Source organism: Hydrogenophaga sp. SNF1 (genome assembly GCF_034421675.1).
Classification (GTDB): Bacteria; Pseudomonadota; Gammaproteobacteria; order Burkholderiales; family Burkholderiaceae_C; genus Hydrogenophaga; species Hydrogenophaga borbori.
In genome coordinates, this window is the sequence record NZ_CP139793.1 from 4,391,344 (window position 1) to 4,407,958 (window position 16,615).

At 71.7% G+C, this 16,615-nt stretch carries 17 protein-coding genes; 4 read left to right on the top strand and 13 right to left on the bottom strand.

Translation table 11 applies throughout. The features are described from left to right. Positions 1-13: 13 nt before the first annotated feature. From SOM08_RS21030 to SOM08_RS21065, 8 genes are all read right to left on the bottom strand, one after another. Positions 14-1,369, bottom strand: a complete 1,356-nt coding sequence (locus tag SOM08_RS21030) for an amidase (RefSeq protein ID WP_322469680.1) — start codon at positions 1,367-1,369, stop codon at positions 14-16. Continuing rightward, on the bottom strand, positions 1,369-2,535 hold the full coding sequence (locus SOM08_RS21035) for an ABC transporter substrate-binding protein (protein ID WP_322469681.1): 1,167 nt from the start codon (positions 2,533-2,535) through the stop codon (positions 1,369-1,371). The genes SOM08_RS21030 and SOM08_RS21035 overlap by 1 nt, the downstream gene beginning before the upstream one ends. Before the next feature lie 61 nt (positions 2,536-2,596). Continuing rightward, positions 2,597-3,313, bottom strand: coding sequence for an ABC transporter ATP-binding protein (locus tag SOM08_RS21040; RefSeq protein WP_116960964.1), 717 nt, complete (start codon positions 3,311-3,313; stop codon positions 2,597-2,599). Beyond that, entirely contained in the window at positions 3,306-4,097 is a 792-nt protein-coding gene (locus SOM08_RS21045; RefSeq protein WP_322469682.1) for an ABC transporter ATP-binding protein, read from the bottom strand. Before SOM08_RS21045 ends, SOM08_RS21040 begins: the two co-directional genes overlap by 8 nt. Continuing rightward, on the bottom strand, positions 4,094-5,059 hold the full coding sequence (locus SOM08_RS21050; RefSeq protein WP_322469683.1) for a branched-chain amino acid ABC transporter permease: 966 nt from the start codon (positions 5,057-5,059) through the stop codon (positions 4,094-4,096). Before SOM08_RS21050 ends, SOM08_RS21045 begins: the two co-directional genes overlap by 4 nt. Next, a complete protein-coding gene (locus SOM08_RS21055) occupies positions 5,056-5,916 on the bottom strand; it encodes a branched-chain amino acid ABC transporter permease (protein WP_116960967.1) in 861 nt (286 codons plus the stop codon). Before SOM08_RS21055 ends, SOM08_RS21050 begins: the two co-directional genes overlap by 4 nt. Before the next feature lie 33 nt (positions 5,917-5,949). Further along, complete coding sequence (locus tag SOM08_RS21060) at positions 5,950-7,143, bottom strand: ABC transporter substrate-binding protein (protein WP_116960968.1); 1,194 nt, start codon at positions 7,141-7,143, stop codon at positions 5,950-5,952. A 39-nt stretch (positions 7,144-7,182) separates the two neighbouring features. After that, on the bottom strand, positions 7,183-8,433 hold the full coding sequence (locus SOM08_RS21065) for an NAD(P)/FAD-dependent oxidoreductase (RefSeq protein WP_322469684.1): 1,251 nt from the start codon (positions 8,431-8,433) through the stop codon (positions 7,183-7,185). Between the two features lie 275 nt (positions 8,434-8,708). Here SOM08_RS21065 and SOM08_RS21070 point away from each other — a divergent pair, with 275 nt between their 5' ends. From SOM08_RS21070 to SOM08_RS21080, 3 genes are read left to right on the top strand one after another with little or no spacing between them, the layout of a single operon-like run. After that, a complete protein-coding gene (locus tag SOM08_RS21070; RefSeq protein ID WP_070401237.1) occupies positions 8,709-9,443 on the top strand; it encodes a GntR family transcriptional regulator in 735 nt (244 codons plus the stop codon). A 10-nt stretch (positions 9,444-9,453) separates the two neighbouring features. Beyond that, entirely contained in the window at positions 9,454-10,143 is a 690-nt protein-coding gene (locus SOM08_RS21075; RefSeq protein WP_322469685.1) for an AraC family transcriptional regulator, read from the top strand. A 60-nt stretch (positions 10,144-10,203) separates the two neighbouring features. Next, a complete protein-coding gene (locus SOM08_RS21080) occupies positions 10,204-11,046 on the top strand; it encodes a DMT family transporter (protein ID WP_116960971.1) in 843 nt (280 codons plus the stop codon). 7 nt (positions 11,047-11,053) lie between these two features. On the opposite strand, the gene ptsP is transcribed toward SOM08_RS21080, so the two are convergent. Genes ptsP through SOM08_RS21105 form a run of 5 tightly spaced genes read right to left on the bottom strand, consistent with a single transcriptional unit; the run spans position 11,054 to position 15,278 of the window. Further along, a complete protein-coding gene (gene ptsP / locus SOM08_RS21085) occupies positions 11,054-12,799 on the bottom strand; it encodes a phosphoenolpyruvate--protein phosphotransferase (protein ID WP_116960972.1) in 1,746 nt (581 codons plus the stop codon). Further along, positions 12,796-13,065 carry an HPr family phosphocarrier protein gene (locus SOM08_RS21090; RefSeq protein ID WP_070401241.1) on the bottom strand — a complete coding sequence of 90 codons (270 nt, stop codon included), beginning with the start codon at positions 13,063-13,065 and terminating at the stop codon, positions 12,796-12,798. The genes ptsP and SOM08_RS21090 overlap by 4 nt, the downstream gene beginning before the upstream one ends. Further along, a complete protein-coding gene (locus tag SOM08_RS21095) occupies positions 13,034-13,480 on the bottom strand; it encodes a PTS sugar transporter subunit IIA (protein ID WP_116960973.1) in 447 nt (148 codons plus the stop codon). Before SOM08_RS21095 ends, SOM08_RS21090 begins: the two co-directional genes overlap by 32 nt. Further along, positions 13,477-14,748, bottom strand: a complete 1,272-nt coding sequence (locus SOM08_RS21100; protein ID WP_116960974.1) for an MFS transporter — start codon at positions 14,746-14,748, stop codon at positions 13,477-13,479. Before SOM08_RS21100 ends, SOM08_RS21095 begins: the two co-directional genes overlap by 4 nt. Further along, positions 14,745-15,278, bottom strand: coding sequence for a hypothetical protein (locus tag SOM08_RS21105; RefSeq protein ID WP_116960975.1), 534 nt, complete (start codon positions 15,276-15,278; stop codon positions 14,745-14,747). The genes SOM08_RS21100 and SOM08_RS21105 overlap by 4 nt, the downstream gene beginning before the upstream one ends. 70 nt (positions 15,279-15,348) lie before the next feature. Between SOM08_RS21105 and SOM08_RS21110 the strand changes: the two genes are divergently transcribed. After that, positions 15,349-16,614, top strand: a complete 1,266-nt coding sequence (locus tag SOM08_RS21110) for a CaiB/BaiF CoA-transferase family protein (RefSeq protein WP_322469686.1) — start codon at positions 15,349-15,351, stop codon at positions 16,612-16,614. The last annotated feature ends 1 nt before the right edge of the window (position 16,615 follow it).

Genomic DNA, 16,615 nt, shown 5'->3' on the forward strand with positions numbered 1-16,615 from the left:
GCGCCCGGCCCGCTCAGCGGGCCTCGGCCAGCAGCGCCTCGATGCGCGCGCCGGCCACCAAGACCGCGGCGTCCTGGAAGCGCGGCCCCACCACCTGCACGCCGAAGGGCGCGCCCTCGGCGTCGGCGCCCAGCGGCAGGCTCAGCGCCGGCTGCTGCGTGAGGTTGAACGGGTAGGTGAAACCGCCCACGGCCTCGAACCAGGGCCCGGCGCCCACCTCGCCCAGCGGCGGCGCCGCGCCTGGCGTGGCCGGCGTGATCAGCAGGTCGACGTCGGCGAAGCGCTGCGCCAGCGCACCGCTCCAGGTGCGCAGCCGGGCGCGGGCGCGGGCCAACTCGGCCGGCGCCTGCGCGGCGCCCTGCCCGTACGCGTCGCGCAGGCCCGGCGAGAGGCGCTCGCGTTGCGCCTCGGTCCAGTCCACGAAGGACTCATGGATGCGCGACAGCCACACGCGCCACATGTCCTCGGCGCGCTCACTCGCGGCCTCGGGCCAGTGGATCAGCGTGTGGCCCGCGCCGGCCAGGCGCTCCACCAGCGCCGCCACGGCCTCGGCCACGGCCGGCTGGACGGCCCGCGACGCGCCCAGCGACAGCGTCCAGGCCACGCGCAGGGCGCGCGCGGGCGGCGCCTCGGTCCGCGCGAACAGCGAAGAAGGGTCGCGCGCGTCGGCTTGCGACAGCACGCGCATGGCCAGGGCGCAGTCGGCCACCGAGCGCGTGAACGTGCCCAGGTGCGCGAACTCGGCGAAGGCGCTGGCCGGCGCCAGCGGGATGGCGCCGAAGCTGGGCTTGAAACCCACCGTGCCGCTCCACGACGCGGGCAGGCGCACCGAGCCGCCGGCGTCGCTGCCCAGGGCCAGCGGCCCCCACCCGGCGCCCACCTGCGCGGCCGCCCCGCTGCTGGAGCCGCCGATCTCGCGGTCCGGCGCCGCAGGGTTGCGGGTGGTGCCGGCCTGCGGGTTCGACGAGCCCACGGTCCAGCCGAACTCGGTGGTGGTGGTCTTGCCAAACAGCACCGCGCCGCCCGCGCGCAGCGGCGCCACACCGGGCGCGTCCTGCGGCACAGGGTCGTCGCTGCCGCTCAGCGAGCCGCGCCGCGTGGGCCAGCCGGCCACGTTCACGAGGTCCTTGATGGAGACCGGCACGCCGTCCAGCACCGACAGGGGCCGGCCCTCTTGCCAGCGCCGGCCCGAGGCCTCGGCCTCGCGCGCGGCCGCCGCGCGGTCGAGCAGGCAGAAGGCGTTGATGCCGCGCGCGTCGGCCTCGATGGCGTCGAACAGCTGGTCCAGCGCCTGCAGCGGGTGCAGGCGGCCGTCGCGGTAGGCCGCGGTCAGCCCGGCGATGTCCAGGGACAGGGCGTCGACGGCCATCAGGGCGCCGCCTTGAAGGTTTCGAACTCGACGTTGTAGTACGCGCCGTCCTGCTTCTCGAAGCGGCGGATGTACTGGTCGTGCACCACGTCGCGGCTGTTCTTGTCGATGGTCAGGCTGCCGCGCGGGCTGTCGATCTTCAACCCGGCCAGCGCGGCGATCAGCGTCGGCCCGTCGGCCTTGCCGCCGGTCTTGGCCAGCGCCGCGTACAGCGCGGCCATGCCGTCGTAGGCGGCCACGCCCATGATGGTGGGGCGCGACTTCGGGTCGCGCTGGGCCTTGAACTCGCGCACGAAGCGCTCGTTCAGCGCCGACTTGTGGTGCATGGAATAGGGGTACACGGTGGTGATGCCCACGCCGCGCTCGCCGATCGCCTCGACCAGGGCCTCGTCGACGATGTCGCCGGTGCCGATGAGCTGGATGCCGGCCTCGGGCAGGCCCTTGTCGCGGTACTCCTTGATGAAGGCCGGCGCCACGTCGCCGCCGTTGACGAAGGAGAACAGCACGTCGGGCCGGGCGTCCTTCACGCGCTGCATGTAGGGCGCGAAGTCCAGCGTCATGAGCGGCGTGCGCACGCTGCCCACGATCTCGCCGCCGGCCTTCTTGAAGGCCGCGATGAAGGCCGCCTCGGCGTCGTGGCCTGGCGAGTAGTCGGCCACGATCACATAGGCCTTCTTCGCGCCCTGCTGAATGGCCCATTGCGCGATCGGCGGCACCGTCTCGGGGTAGTGGAAGGAGGTGCGCACCATGTAGGGCGACTTGGCGGTGAGCCCGCCGGCAGCCGCGTTCATGACGATCATGGGCACCTTGGCCTGGGTGGCGATCGGCGCCACCGCCAGCGCGTTCGGCGTGAAGCCGAAGCCCGCGAGCACGTTCACCTTCTCGCGCACCACCAGCTCGGTGGCGATGCGCTTGGCCGCGTCGGGGTTGGGCCCGCCCACGTCCTTGATCACCACCTCCACGCGCTTGCCGGCCACGCTGTCGCCGTGCATCTTCTGGTAGGCCCGTATGCCGGCCTGCATCTGCTTGCCGAATTCGGCGAAGGGGCCGGACATCTCGGCGATGACGCCGACGCGCACGGTGTCCTGGGCGAAGGCCGCTGGCGCGGCCACCAGGCCCAGGGCGACGAGTGCGCCACCGAGGGCTTTCTGGAAGGGAAATGGCATGACAGGTGTCCTCATGGGGGGTTGAACCGGGCGCCTCGGCGCCCGCGATGGGATCGGGGGATCAGGCGGGTTCGGCGATGCCCACGCCCAGCAGGCCTTCGAGCAGGGCCGCGTCCTGGGCCAGCGCCGCGCTCGGCCCCGCGTGCACCACGGTGCCGCGCTCCAGCACGATGGCCTGGTGCGTCATCTCCAGCGCCAGCACAGGGTGCTGTTCCACGACGATGGACGCCAGGCCTTCCTGCTCGCAGAGCCGGCGGATCGAGACCGCCAGCTCCTCCACGACGATGGGCGCCAGGCCTTCCATGGGCTCGTCCAGCAGCAGCAGGCGCGGGTTGGTCATCAGCGCGCGGCCGATGGCCAGCATCTGCTGCTCGCCGCCCGAGAGCTGGTTGCCGTAGTTGCCGCGCCGCTCGCGCAGACGCGGGAACAGCGCGTAGACGCGCTGCAGGTTCCACGGCCCCTTGGTGGCGATCACCGTGAGGTTCTCCTCCACCGTGAGCGAGGGAAAGACCTCGCGCTCCTGCGGCACCCAGCCCAGGCCGGCGCCGGCGCGGCGGTGCGAGGGCCAGCGCGTGATGTCCTGCCCGGCCCAGCGCACGGCGCCGCGCATCACGCGCGTATTGCCCATCAGGGTTTCGAGCAGCGAGGTCTTGCCCACGCCGTTGCGGCCCAGCACGGCGAGGCTCTGCCCCTCGTCGAGCGAGAAGTCCAGTTCGTGCAGCACGATGGCGTTGCCGTAGCCGGCCACCACCCGGTCGAAAGCCAGCAGCTCAGCCATGCGACACCTCCGCGGGGATGGCGCGCGTGGCCTTCGTGTGGGACTGGCCGAGGTAGACCTCGCGCACGCGCGGGTCGCGGCCGATTTCGGCCGGCGTGCCCTCGGTGAGCACCTGCCCCGTGACCAGCACCGAGATGCGGCGCGCGAAGCGAAAGACCAGTTTCATGTCGTGTTCGATGAAGAGGACGCTGATGTCCGACGGCAGCGCGGCGATGACCTCGAAGAGCTCGCCGCTCTCGTCCTCCGGCACGCCGGCGGCCGGCTCGTCGAGCAGCAGGATGCGCGGCCTGGCCGCCATGGCCAGCGCGATCTCCAGCAGGCGCTGCTTGCCGTAGGGCAGCTCGGCCACCGGCACCTCGGCCAGCGCGTCGAGCTTCAGGCGCCCGAGCAGCTCGTGCGCCTCGGCGTAGACGGCGACGTGCCGCTTGAGCGGGCGCCACCACACGGCGCCCAAGCCCTCGCGTTCGCTGATCGCCAGCACCACCGAGCTCAGCGGCGTGAGGCTGGGGAACAGGGTGTTGATCTGGAAGGTGCGGGCCAGGCCGCGGCGCGCGCGCCGGTCGGCCGACAGCGCGGTCACGTCCTCGCCGTTCATGAGCACGCGGCCGGCCGAGGGCTTGTAGATGCCGGTGAGCAGGTTGATCAGCGTGGTCTTGCCGGCGCCGTTGGGGCCGATCAGGGCCTGGCGCGCGCCAGGCTCCAGCGACAGGCTGACATCGCTCACCGCGCGGAAGGCACCGAAGGAGATGCCCAGGCCATGGGTCTGCAGGGCGGGCGTATTCATCGGGCGGCCTCCCGGGTCTGGAACAGGCGCGAGAGCGCGCCCATGAGGCCGCCGCGGCCCAGCAGCACCGCCGCGATGAGGAAGAGACCCAGCCAGAACTGCCAGTACTGCGGGTTCATGTCGGCGAACCAGTCGTGCACCAGCATGTAGACGATGGCGCCGACCAGGCCGCCGTAGAGCCGCCCCGTGCCGCCCAGCACCAGGATGATCAGGATCTCGGCCGAGCGGTTGAAGCCGATCGATTCGATGCCGACGAACTGCGTGGTCTGCGCCAGCAGCGCGCCCGCGATGCCGGCCACGCCGGCCGACAGCGCGTAGGCCAGGCGCAGGCGCGCGTCCACCGGCGAGCCGATGGCCAGCATGCGCTTGCGGCTGTCGTGGATGCCGCGCAGCGCCAGACCGAAGGGCGAGCGCAGGATCAGCCGCACGCCCAGGAAGACCAGCAGCACCATGCAGAAGGCGTAGACGAAGGCGGTCTGGCCGAACAGGTCGAACTCGAAGCGGCCGAACAGCGGCTGCACCACCATGCCCTGCAGGCCGTCGGTGCCGCCGGTGATGCCCGAGAGCCGGTTCGCCAGCTCGGCCAGCAGCATGCACACGCCGATGGTGATCATCAGCCGCGCCAGGTCGGTTCCACGCACCACCAGGGTGCTGAGCAGGTAGCCGAGCGCCACGCAGACCAGCAGCGCCACCAGCAGGCCCGAGAAGGGCTCGCCCCAGCCGTGCTTGGCCAGCAGGCCGGCCGCGTAGGCGCCCGCGCCGAAGAAGGCCGCGTGGCCCACGGTGAGGATGCCGGCGTAGCCCAGGGCCATGTCCAGCGACACGGCGAACAGGCCGAAGATGAGGATCTGGCTCATCAGGCTCAGGTGCTCGGGCAGCAGGAAGTAGCACGAGGCCAGGGCCAGCCAGAAGAACACCTCGGCCGCGCGCAGCTGCGCGGGCTTCAGGACGATGGGCTTCATGCCAGGCCCTTTCGCGGGACGATCCCGTTGGGTCGCACGAGCAGCATGACGATCATGACCACGTAGATGAGGAAGGCGCCCGCCTCGGGTAGGTAGTACTTGCCGGCCACGTCCACGATGCCCACCATCAGCGCGGCCACGAAGGGACCGGTGATGGTGCCGGCGCCGCCGACGCAGACCACGATGAGGAAGTACACGAGGTACTTCAGCGGAAAGCTGGGCTCCAGCCCCAGCATGCCCAGGCTGAGCGCGCCGCCCAGGCCCGCCAGGCCGCAGCCCAGCGAGAAGGTGAGGAAGAACAGGCGCTGCACCGGAATGCCGGTGCCGGCGGCCACGCGCTGGTTGTCCACCGCCGCGCGCACCATGGCGCCGTAGCGGGTGCGCCCCAGGCCCAGCAGCAGCGCCGCGAGCACCAGCAGGCCGCAGACGATGAGGAACAGGCGGTAGCGGCTCACCTCCAGCCCCAACAGGGACAGGCGGCCGTCGAGGGACTCGGGCAGCGTGAACGGCTGCATCGTGGGGCCGAAGAACCAGGTGAAGGCCGCCACCGACACGAACACGATGCCGATGGACAGCAGCACCTGGTCGAGCGGGTGCGCCTTGTACAGCCGCCGGTAGAGCAGCGCCTCGAACAGCGCGCCCACCAGCGCCGCGGCGACGAAGGCCGCCGCGAGCGCGGGGTAGAAACCCAGGCCGTAGCGGTTCATCAGCAGCGCCGCCGCGTAGCCACCCACCATGGCGAAACTGCCGTGGGCCAGGTTCACGAAGTTCATCAGGCCCATCGTGATGGACAGGCCCACTGCTATGAGGAACAGGAGCATGCCGTAGGCCACTCCATCGAAGATCACGATCGCCATGGGGATCCGTTCACAAGGCCGCCGGGCGCCCGTTCAAGGGGCGGCCTTGGCCGGGTCCTTCACGCGCTCGAACTGGTCGAACTCCACGTTGACGAGCTTGCCGTTCACGCGCTCGGTCTTGCGGATGTAGACGGTCTGCACAATGTCGCGCGTGGCGGCGTCGATCTCCACCGGGCCGCGCGGGCTCTCGAACTGCAGGCCCTTGAGGGCCTCCATGACCTTCTCGCCGCGGGTGTCGCCCTGGGTCTTGGCCAGCGCGGCCTCGATGGCCGAGAGCGCGTCGTAGGCCGAGACGGCGAAGTAGCTCGGGCGCATGGCCTTGCCGAACTGGGCCTCGAAGTCCTTCACGAACTTCTGGTTCTTGGCCGAGGGGTGCGCGTAGGAGTAGTGGTGGCTGGTGACCAGGCCCAGGGCCACGTCGCCGGTGGCGTCGAGGTAGCTGTCGTCGGTGGCTTCGCCGGTGGCGAAGAGCTGGATGCCGGCGGCTTCCATGCCGCGTTCCTTCCACACCTTCAGGAAGGCCGGCGGCATCACGCCCGAGGGGAAGAAGAAGAACACCGCCTGCGGCTTGGCGTCCTTGATGCGCTGCACGTAGGCCGAGAAGTCGGGGTTGTTCATGGGCGTGCGCAGCTCGCCGGCGATCTGGCCGCCACCGGCCGTGAAGGCCTTCTTGAACGCGGTCTCGGCATCGACGCCCGAGGCGTAGTCGGCAACCACCGTGTAGACGTTGTTCACGCCCTTGCGCAGCAGCCAGCGGGCCATCGGGTCCGACACCTGCTGCACCGTGAACGAGACGCGCGCGATGTAGGGCGAGCTGGTGGTGATGGCCGAGGACGAGGCGTTGGCCACGATGGTAGGCACCTTGGCCTGGGTGGCGATGGGCGCGACGGCGTAGGCGTTGGGGCTGAAATCCAGGCCGGTGATGAAGCTCACCTTGTCGCGCACCACCAGCTCCTGCGCAAAACGCTTGGCCGCGTCGGGCGCCGGGCCGGCGGTGTCCTTCTTGACGATCTGCACCGGGCGGCCGGCGATCTGGCCGTTGCGCTCCTTGAGGAAGAGCGCGATCCCGGCGTCGAACTGGCGACCGTAGTCGGCGTAGGGACCGGAGTAGGTGGCGATCAGGCCGATGCGCAGCGGCTCGGCGGCCTGCGCGGCCCCGAGCGCGCCCAGGGCGCCGAGGCCGGCCAGACCGAGTGCGGCGATGGCTTGTCGTTTGGTGAGGGTCATGGTGGGGCTCCGTGAGGAAGGGATGAATGCAAAAGGGGTTCAGGCCGCAGCGCTCTGCGCCGCCATGGCGGCCTTGAGGTCGCTGTCCGGGTCGGCCAGGACCTGCGGCGACAGGCGCGCGCCCGCCGCGATGAGCTGGCGGCTCAGCAGGTGTTCGCCGGGGCGGTTGACGCTGTGCGCGGCCGCGACCGCGCCGTCGCGCAGGTAGAAGACGCTGAAGCGCCCGCTGGCGGGCTCGCCGCGCAGCACGGCCTCGTCGTCGGCCCGGGCCACGCCGGCCATCTGGAACTTGAGGTCGAACTGGTCGCTCCAGAACCAGGGCACGGCGGTGTTCGGGCGGGGCTGGCCGACCAGCAGGCTGGCGGCGGCGCGCGCGCCGTCGGTGGCGGCCTGGATGGATTCGTGCCGCACGCGCGGCGCTCCGGGCGAGGGCGCCACGGCGGCCACGTCGCCGGCCGCCAGCACGCCCTCGGCCGAGGTGCGGCCCAGCGGGTCGGTGACGATGCCGTTGTCCACCGTCAGGCCGGCGTCGCGCGCGAGTTCGCTGTTGGGCCAGACGCCAATGCCCAGCACCACCAGATCGCAGTCGATGCGTTGGCCATCGGCCAGCTCGACGGCGGCCACGCGGCCATTGGCGCCCAGCAGACCGCGCACGCCGCGCCCGGTCAGCACCCGCACGCCGCGCTGGCGGTGCGCGTCTTCCACGAAGGCCGCCATGCGCTCGGGCAGGCTGCGCGCCAGCAGGCGCGGCTGGGTCTCGACCACGCAGACCTCGGCACCGCGCGCGCGCAGCGCGGCCGCCACCTCCAGGCCGATGAAGCCGCCGCCGATCACGCAGACCGAGCGCGCGGATGCGGCGGCCTCGGCCACGCGCAGCGCGTCGTCCAGGGTGCGCAAAGGCAGCACGCCGTCCAGTTCGGCGCCGGGCAGCGGGGCGCGGGCGCGCGCGCCGGTGGTGAGCGCCAGCCAGCCGTGCTCGAGCACGCTGCCGTCGTCCAGCGTGAGGCGGCGCGCCGCCAGGTCCAGCGCGGCGACGCGGCGGCCCAGGCAGAGCCCGATGCGCTTCTGGGCATAGAACTCGGGCGCGCGCAGCCAGAGCTGGTCCACCGTGGCTTTGCCGGTGAGCAGGCCCTTGGACAGTGGCGGGCGCTGGTAGGGCGGGTGTGGCTCGTCGCCGACGATGAGGATGTCCTCCTCGAAACCCAGCTCGCGCGCGCTGCTGGCGAGCTGCAATCCGGCGTAGGAGGCGCCGACGATGACCAGGGGCCGGGTCGTTGTGCTGCGGGTCATGGGCTCACTCCGGTTCGGGGGTATCGGGGCGCCGCATTGTATGCAAGTGAATTCATCAAACCAACACAGTCAGGCAATCAGGCGACAAGCGCGAGATGTCCAATGAAAAATAAAGGGTTAACCCGAATCAAACAGGCACCAATTTGGAGCAATCGATGGACTTTTGAGATCAATGTCAAATCATTGCATGCAGCTTGCATGCCAACCAATCGTCATGGCGTGCATTCGTGGCCGGCTCTCCTAGAATTCCCCGCCCGCATCCCCTGTTCAACCGCATGGACTCCCAACAATCCCGCGTGCTGGTGCAGCTGCGCGACCTGATCCTCAAAGGCGAGTTCGTGCCGGGCGAGCGCCTGGCCGAGATCCCGCTGGCCGAGAAGCTCGGCGCCTCGCGCACGCCGGTGCGCCTGGCGCTGGCCAGCCTGGAACACGAAGGCCTGATCGAGCCCTCGCCGACGGGGGGCTACCAGATGCGCCGCTTCACCTCGCAGCAGATCGCGGACGCGATCCGCGTGCGCGGCCTCATCGAGGGTTTTGCCGCCCGCCTGCTGGCCGAGGAAGGCGCGCCGCGCCAGCTGCTGCGCGAGCTGCACGAATGCCTGGAGCGCGGCGACCAGACGGTCAACAAACCGACCATGGAGCTGGACGACTACACGGCCTACGTCGAGGCCAACGACCGCTTCCACCAACTCATCATGGACGGCTGCGGCAACTCGGTGCTGCGCCGGATCATGGACATGCTGGACGCCATGCCCTTCGCCTCGCCCAGCTCCATGCTGCCCATGCAGTCGTCCATGGAGGAGGGCCAGCAGTGGATGCGCCTGGCCCAGCGCACGCACCACGCCATGGTGCAGGCCATCGAGCGCGGCCAGGGCTCGCGCGCCCAGGCCCTGGGCGAGGAGCATGTGGAGATCGCGCGCATGAACCTGGACTACGCGCTGGAGCGGCCCGAACTCGCCACGCGGCTGATGCCCGGCATGCGGCTGGTGGCCACCAAGAACAAGGCCTGAGGACACCCCCATGGGCCGCACCGCCCCCGCCCACGACCACCTGAGCGTGCGCGCCTACGGCGCCTCGCACGGCTGCCACGACCACGGGCATTTCCAGATCCTGGTCGGCCTGGAGGGCGCGCTCGAACTGGAGATCGCGGGCCGCGGGCAGCGCATCGCCGCGGGCGACGGCTGCGTCGTGCCGCCGGGCGAGCGCCACGACTTCGAGGCGCGCCAGGGCGCGCGCTGCCTGGTGCTGGACAGCCACGCCAGCGACTGGGCCCTGGCCATGGCCGGGCCCACGGCCGCCACGCAGGCGCTCGCGCGCTACCTCGCCGAGGCCTGCGCGCGTGGCCTGCCCCGCGCCCTGGCCCTGGGCCCCACCCTGCTGCTGGAGAGCTGGCTGCCCGAGGGCAGCGCGCCCCGGCGCGCGCGCCGCGCGATCGACTGGTCCGCGCTGGCCGACTGGGCGCGCACACGCTGGGCGCACGAGGCCATCGAGGTGGCCGATCTGGCCGCTCGCGCGCACCTGAGCCCGGCGCAGTTCGCCGCCCGCTGTCGCGAGGAGCTGGGCCTGAGCACGCAGCGCTGGCTGCGCGGGCTGCAGCTCGAGCAGGCGCGCCGGCTGCGCGCCCAGGGCCTGCCCGTGGCCGAGGCCGCGCGGCGCAGTGGCTACCGCTCGCCCTCGGCGCTCACGGCGGCGCTGCGCCGCCGCGCCTGAGCCGCGCCGCGCGACGATGGACCCGCGCCGCGCGACGGCGCGCCGCGCGATGATCGCGGGATGCGTTCCGCCAACCTGCTCGCCCTGGGCGCGATCGCGCTGTGGGCCTCGCTCGCCGCGCTCGGCGTGGCCCTCTCGCACGTGCCGCCCTTTCTGCTGACCGGCCTGGGCCTGCTCGTCGGCAGCCTGATCGCCTTGCCGCTGTCGCGCTTCGACCTGCGCCGCTGGCGCGTGCCACCGAGCACGCTGGCGCTGGGCATCTACGGCCTGTTCGGTTTTCACTTCCTGCTGTTCATCGCGCTGCGCCACGCGCCTCCGGTGCAGGCCAACCTCATCAACTACCTCTGGCCATTGGGCATCGTGGTGATGGCGCCGCTGATCCTGCCGGGCGTGGGCCTGGGCGCGCGCCACCTGAGCGCCGCGCTGATCGGTTTCGCGGGCGCCGCCCTGGCCATCCTCGGCCGCGCCGAGGATGGCGCCGGCACCGCCTGGTCCTGGGGGTACCTGCCGGCGCTGGGCTCGGCGTTCATCTGGGCCACCTACTCGCTGCTCACCAAGCGCGTGGCGCCCTTCCCCACCGCCGCCATCGGAGGCTTCGCCGCGGCCTCGGGCGTGTTGTCGCTGCTGTGCCACGCGGCACTGGAGCCCTCGGTGGCGCTGTCGGCTCGGGATGGGGCGCTGATCGCGCTGCTGGGCCTGGGCCCATTGGGCGGCGCCTTCTTCCTGTGGGACGCGGCACTCAAGCGCGGCGACGCCCGTCAGATCGGCGTGCTGAGCTTTCTCACGCCGCTGCTGTCGACCTGCACTTTGCTGGCGGTGCGCGGCGAATGGCCCAGTGCCTCGGTGCTGGTGGCGGCCGCCATGATTGTGGGCGCGGCGGTATTGGCCACGCGCGCGCGCTAAGACCGCCTCAGTCGACCAGCAGTGCGGCCGGGTCGTCGGACTGCAGCACGGTCTGCGCCCAGGCGGCCAGCTTGCCCGTGTCGCTGCGCAGGATCTGCTGCTTGACCGCGAGGATGCGCGAGGGGTGCATGGAGAAGCTGCGCAGCCCCAGGCCCAGCAGCAGGCGCGTGAGCGTCACGTCGCCCGCCATCTCGCCACACACGCTCACGCCCTTGCCCTGGGCGCGCGCCTGCGCGATGGTGCTGGCCACCAGCTGCAGGACCGCCGGGTGCAGCGGGTCGTACAGGTGCGACACGGCCTCGTCGGCGCGGTCGATGGCCAGGGTGTACTGGATCAGGTCGTTGGTGCCGATCGACAGGAAGTCGAAGTGGCGCAGGAACAGCGGGATGGTCAGCGCCGCCGCGGGCACCTCGATCATGGCGCCGAGCCGCACCTCGCCGAAGGGCACGTCGGCCACGGTGAGCTGGTCGCGCGCGCGGTTCACCAGGGCCAGGGTCTGGCGGATCTCGCTCGCGTGCGCGAGCATGGGAATGAGCAGGTTGACCGGTCCGTGCGCGGCCGCGCGCAGGATGGCACGCAGCTGCTCGAGGAACATGGCCGGGTCGGCCAGGCTCCAGCGGATGGCGCGCAGGCCCAGTGACGGGTTGAGGTGGTCATCGCCGCGCGCGGCGCTGCGGTCCAGCGGCTTGTCGGCGCCCACGTCCACGGTGCGGATGGTGACCGGCAGGCCCTGCATGCCCTCGACGGCGCGGCGGTAGGCGCGGTACTGCTCCTCCTCGTCGGGCAGGCGGCCGTTGCGGCCCATAAAGAGGAACTCGCTGCGGAACAGGCCCACGCCAGCGGCACCGGCCTTGAGCGCGCCCACCACGTCGTCGGGCTGCTCGATGTTGGCCAGCAGCTCGATCTTCTGGCCGTCGAGCGTGACGGCCGGCGTGTTCTTCAGCCGGGAGAGCTTCTCGCGCTCGACCTCGCCCTGGCGTTGCTTGTAGCCGTACTCGGCCAGCACGATGGGCGACGGATCGACCACCACCACGCCGGCGTCGCCGTCGATCACCACCCAGTCGTCCTGGCGGATCAGGTGGCTGGCCGAGCGCGCACCGACCACGGCCGGGATGTCCAGGCTGCGCGCCACGATGGCGGTGTGGCTGGTCTTGCCGCCGACGTCGGTGACGAAGCCGGCGAACACGCTCTGCTTGAACTGCAGCATGTCGGCCGGCGAGAGGTCGTGCGCAATCAGCACCAGCGGCTCGTCCTCGCTCGCGCGCGCGGCCGCGACGGTGGGCGCGGCGATCGGCGTGGCCTGGCCGCGCATCACGCGCAGCATGCGGTCCACCAGTTGCTCCAGGTCGGCCTTGCGCTCGCGCAGGTACGGGTCCTCCATCTCGTCGAACTGGCGCGAGATGACCTCCAGCTGCGTGGTCAGTGCCCATTCGGCGTTGTAGTGCCGGTCCTGCACCCAGTGCTTCACGCCGTCGGTGAGCTGTTCGTCCTGCAGCAGCATGAGGTGCACGTCGAGCAGCGCCGCGAGTTCGGGGTGGGCGTCGACCTGGCCCAGGCCGACCAGGCCCTGCTGCACGCGCAAGATCTCCTCGGCCACCGCCTTTCGGGCCTGGCGCAGGCGCTCGATCTCCCCTTCCACCTCGTGCGCCGCGATGAGGCGGTGCGCCACGTCCACGCGGCTGGCGGCGACGATCACTGCCCGCCCGATGGCCACGCCTCGGGACACCGCCAGGCCGTGAACGCTGAAGGTCATTCCCCTTCGCCGAACTTGTCGTTGATGAGGGCCAGCAGCGCGTCCATCGCGGCGCGCTCGTCGCTGCCATCGGTCTCGATGTCCACCGTGCTGCCCAATCCCGCGGCCAGCATCATCACGCCCATGATGCTCTTGGCGTTGACGCGGCGTTCACCGCGCGACATCCAGACGTCGCTGATGAAGGTGCCCGCCAGCTTGGTGAGCTTGGCCGAGGCGCGGGCGTGCAGGCCCAGCTTATTGCTGATGGTCGCGGTGGTCTTGATCATGCGAGGATCGTCGGGCCTGGTTTTGCGGAGCGGTCACGGCCACCTGCATCACGCCCTGCGTGGCGCCGATGATGGCGCGCGAGATCAGCGCGTCGAGCGACTCGTGGCGGTAGCTCACGGTGCGCAGCAGCATGGGCAGGTTCACGCCGCAGACGAGCTTGCTGCGCACGCCGTCGATGAGGCGCTGGGCCACGTTGCAGGGCGTGGCGCCGAACATGTCGGTGACCACCAGGGTCTGCGGACGGGCCATCTGGGCCAGCAACGCGCGCGCCTGGGCCAGGGTTTCTTCGGGCGGCACGTTGGGCTGCACGTCCAGCGCCACCACCGCGTCCTGCGCGTCGGGAAAGACGTGCAGCACGCACTGCCGCAGGGCCGAGGCCAACGGGGCGTGCGCGATCAGCAGGATGCCGTTCATGCGCGCAGTGTAGCGGCGCGGTCCCGCTCGATGCGGCGCCAGCCGCGCCAGAACAGGCCGTAGGCCGTCACGCAACACAGCGCGAACAGGGCCACCGCGCCGCGGTAGCGGTCGGGCTCGCTCCAGCCGAAAACGTCCAGCGCGTCGATCGCCAGGCCGATGCCCCACTGCAGCACGAACACGCCGGCGAAGATGACCAGGTTGTAGGCCGACAGCGCGCGGCCCGCGGCCTGCGGCGGCAGGGCCAGGGCCACGGCCGGCTGCGACAGCGCCACGAAGGTGGAGCTGACGCAGAACAGCGCCCAGAGCAGCCAGCCCGCGCGCGGGCCCAGCCAGGCGATGGCCACGATCACCACCAGGCTGATGGGCAGGCCCCAGCCGATCAGCGACTCGGGCCGGATGCCGCGGCGCGCCAGGTGCGGGTTGACCACGCCCCAGGTCCAGAAGGACGCGAGCATGCTCAGGTTGATGGCGAACAGGCCCATGGCGGCCTCGTCCGGCGTGTAGCCGGCGACCTTGACCATCCAGGGCCCGGCCCACAGCGCCTGCACGGCCACCATGCCGCCATAGTTCATGAAGCCCACGGGCACCATGGTGCGGAAGTAGTGGTCGCGCCAGATGAGTCCGTAGCCGCCATCGGGCGAACCGGCGGCCGGCGCGGGTGCGTTCGCGTGCCGCGTCCACGCCGGCACCGACCAGGCCAGCGCCGCCATGGACAGCACGAACAGCAGGGCCAGCGCCCAGAACAGGCCGCGCCAGCCGATCACGGGCAGCAGCCATTGCACCGGCAGCGTGGAGGCCACCATGCCCATGGAGCCGGTCATCAGCATCCAGGAATTGGTGCGCAACTGCACGGCGGGGCTGAACCAGCGGCGAAAGCCCGTGAGTGGCGCCATGAGGCAGGCGCTCAACCCCATGCCGGTGAGCACGCGCGCGGCCAGCAGGCTGTAGAAACTGTCCGCCAGCGCGAAGGCCACGCTGCCCGCCACGGCCATGGCCAGGAAGGCCAGCACCACGCGCTTGGGGCCGTGGTGGTCGAGCCAGCGGCCCATGGGCAGCTGCGTGAGCGCGAAACCGAAGAAATAGCCGCCCGCGAGCAGGCCGAGGTGGCCCGGCGTGAGCGAGAGTTCCGCGCTCAGCGTGGGCGAGAGCGTGGCCGTGATCGCGCGCACCAGCGCCGACAGGAAATACGTGCCGGCGAAGACGAGGAACACCGTCACCGCCACGCGCGGGGCGAGCAGTTCGTCGTGGGCGCTGGAAACGCTCATGGCAGTCGGACTCCCTCGAAGAAGGTGGCGGCGAGCTCGGGCTCGATGGCGCGGCCGTAGATGGCCGCGTGCAGCAGCTGGCCGCCCCGCATGGCGTGCAGGGCGCGCACCTGGACGGGCTCGCCGCCGGGGTTGCGCCCGCTGGCCTGCAGGCCGAGCGCGCGGTCGCTGCCCGGCACGCCGGCCGGCCAGGACGCGGCGGGGTCGTCGGCCAGGGCCGGGTCGGCCTGCACCGCCAGCAGCGTGGCGCGGCGCCAGGCCTCGAGCGCCAGCGCCGCGCGCGCGGCGTCGCCCGCGTCGACCCAGGCCACGGCGAAGGTCAGCCCGCCGGTGTCGCAGCTGAGCATGTGCAGCGTGGCGTTCAGGCCGCCCAGCGGCACCTCGCGCTCGGCGCGCTCGGGCTTGCAGGGCATCAGGGCCTCCACGGGCGCGCCGTCGGCGCGCACGGTGCGCCAGTTGAAGGTGGGGGTGCAGGCGGCGATGAGCAGCAGCCCGGCCAGGGCGCCGGCGAGTCGTCGGGAACGGGTCATGGAACTGGACGGGGGCCGGGGTCCGCGGGGCGCGGCACCGGGACGCGAGGGTCTCGCGCACAATGCACGGATGAATGCTCTGGATGGTATCCGCATCCTCGATTGCTCGCGGGTCCTCGCCGGCCCGTGGTGCACCCAGACCCTGGCCGACCTGGGCGCCGACGTGGTGAAGGTGGAGCGCCCGCGCGGCCCCGACCACCCCGGCGGCGACGACACGCGCGGCTGGGGCCCGCCCTTCCTGCGCGGACGCGACGGCCAGGACACCGCCGAGGCGGCCTACTACCTGGGCGCCAACCGCAACAAGCGCTCCATCACCTGCGACCTCTCCGTGCCCGCCGGGCAGGCGCTGATCCGCGAACTGGCCGCCCGGGCCGACGTGTTCGTGGAGAACTACAAGGTGGGCGACATGGCGCGCTACGGGCTGGACTTCGCCGCGCTGCGCGCGCTCAATCCGCGCCTGGTCTATTGCTCCATCACCGGCTTCGGCCAGACCGGCCCGTACAAGGACCGCGCGGGCTACGACTACGCGGTGCAGGGCATGGGCGGCCTCATGAGCATCACCGGCGAGCGCGACGACCTGCCCGGCGGCGGCCCGCAGAAGGTGGGCGTGGCCGTGGCCGACCTGTTCACCGGGCTGTACGCGACCGTCGCCATCCAGGCCGCGCTGCGCCACGCCGAGCGCACCGGCGAAGGCCAGCACATCGACATGGCCCTGCTCGACACGCAGGTGGCCATGCTGGCCAACCTGGGCGCCAACTACCTGGTGCGCGGCCGCGCCGATGGGAAAGTGCCGGGCCGCGCGGGCAACGCGCACGCCAACATCGTGCCCTACCAGGTGTTCGAGGTCGCGCCCGACGACAGCGGCCAGGCGCAGCACATCATCCTGGCCGTGGGCAACGACGGCCAGTTCGCCAAGTTCTGCGACGTCGCCGGCCGGCCCGAACTGGCCCGCGACGAGCGCTTCGCGCGCAACCAGAACCGCGTGCGGCACCGCGCCGTGCTGGTGCCGCTGCTGGAGGCCGTGATGAAGACGCGCGGCAAGGCCGACTGGCTGGCCGCCCTGGAAGCCGCCAAGGTGCCCTGCGGCCCCATCAACGACCTGGCCGAAGTGTTCAGCGACCCGCAGGTGCGCGAGCGCGGCATGGTCCACACCTGGGAACACCCGCTGGCCGGCGCCATGGACCTGGTCGCCAGCCCCATCAAGATGAGTGCGACGCCCGTGTGCAATCACCGCCCGCCGCCGCTGCTGGGCCAACACACCGAGGAGGTGCTCGCCGAGTGGCTGGGCGCCGACGCCGCGCGCCTCGCGCAACTCCGCGGCAGCGGAGCGATCTGAA

Excerpts from the sequence above, each read along its gene's own strand:
- SOM08_RS21030 (WP_322469680.1), bottom strand. The coding sequence starts at position 1,369 with ATGGCCGTCGACGCCCTGTCCCTGGACATCGCCGGGCTGACCGCGGCC.
- SOM08_RS21035 (WP_322469681.1), bottom strand. The coding sequence starts at position 2,535 with ATGCCATTTCCCTTCCAGAAAGCCCTCGGTGGCGCACTCGTCGCCCTG.
- SOM08_RS21040 (WP_116960964.1), bottom strand. The coding sequence starts at position 3,313 with ATGGCTGAGCTGCTGGCTTTCGACCGGGTGGTGGCCGGCTACGGCAAC.
- SOM08_RS21045 (WP_322469682.1), bottom strand. The coding sequence starts at position 4,097 with ATGAATACGCCCGCCCTGCAGACCCATGGCCTGGGCATCTCCTTCGGT.
- SOM08_RS21050 (WP_322469683.1), bottom strand. The coding sequence starts at position 5,059 with ATGAAGCCCATCGTCCTGAAGCCCGCGCAGCTGCGCGCGGCCGAGGTG.
- SOM08_RS21055 (WP_116960967.1), bottom strand. The coding sequence starts at position 5,916 with ATGGCGATCGTGATCTTCGATGGAGTGGCCTACGGCATGCTCCTGTTC.
- SOM08_RS21060 (WP_116960968.1), bottom strand. The coding sequence starts at position 7,143 with ATGACCCTCACCAAACGACAAGCCATCGCCGCACTCGGTCTGGCCGGC.
- SOM08_RS21065 (WP_322469684.1), bottom strand. The coding sequence starts at position 8,433 with ATGACCCGCAGCACAACGACCCGGCCCCTGGTCATCGTCGGCGCCTCC.
- SOM08_RS21070 (WP_070401237.1), top strand. The coding sequence starts at position 8,709 with ATGGACTCCCAACAATCCCGCGTGCTGGTGCAGCTGCGCGACCTGATC.
- SOM08_RS21075 (WP_322469685.1), top strand. The coding sequence starts at position 9,454 with ATGGGCCGCACCGCCCCCGCCCACGACCACCTGAGCGTGCGCGCCTAC.
- SOM08_RS21080 (WP_116960971.1), top strand. The coding sequence starts at position 10,204 with ATGCGTTCCGCCAACCTGCTCGCCCTGGGCGCGATCGCGCTGTGGGCC.
- ptsP (WP_116960972.1), bottom strand. The coding sequence starts at position 12,799 with ATGACCTTCAGCGTTCACGGCCTGGCGGTGTCCCGAGGCGTGGCCATC.
- SOM08_RS21090 (WP_070401241.1), bottom strand. The coding sequence starts at position 13,065 with ATGATCAAGACCACCGCGACCATCAGCAATAAGCTGGGCCTGCACGCC.
- SOM08_RS21095 (WP_116960973.1), bottom strand. The coding sequence starts at position 13,480 with ATGAACGGCATCCTGCTGATCGCGCACGCCCCGTTGGCCTCGGCCCTG.
- SOM08_RS21100 (WP_116960974.1), bottom strand. The coding sequence starts at position 14,748 with ATGAGCGTTTCCAGCGCCCACGACGAACTGCTCGCCCCGCGCGTGGCG.
- SOM08_RS21105 (WP_116960975.1), bottom strand. The coding sequence starts at position 15,278 with ATGACCCGTTCCCGACGACTCGCCGGCGCCCTGGCCGGGCTGCTGCTC.
- SOM08_RS21110 (WP_322469686.1), top strand. The coding sequence starts at position 15,349 with ATGAATGCTCTGGATGGTATCCGCATCCTCGATTGCTCGCGGGTCCTC.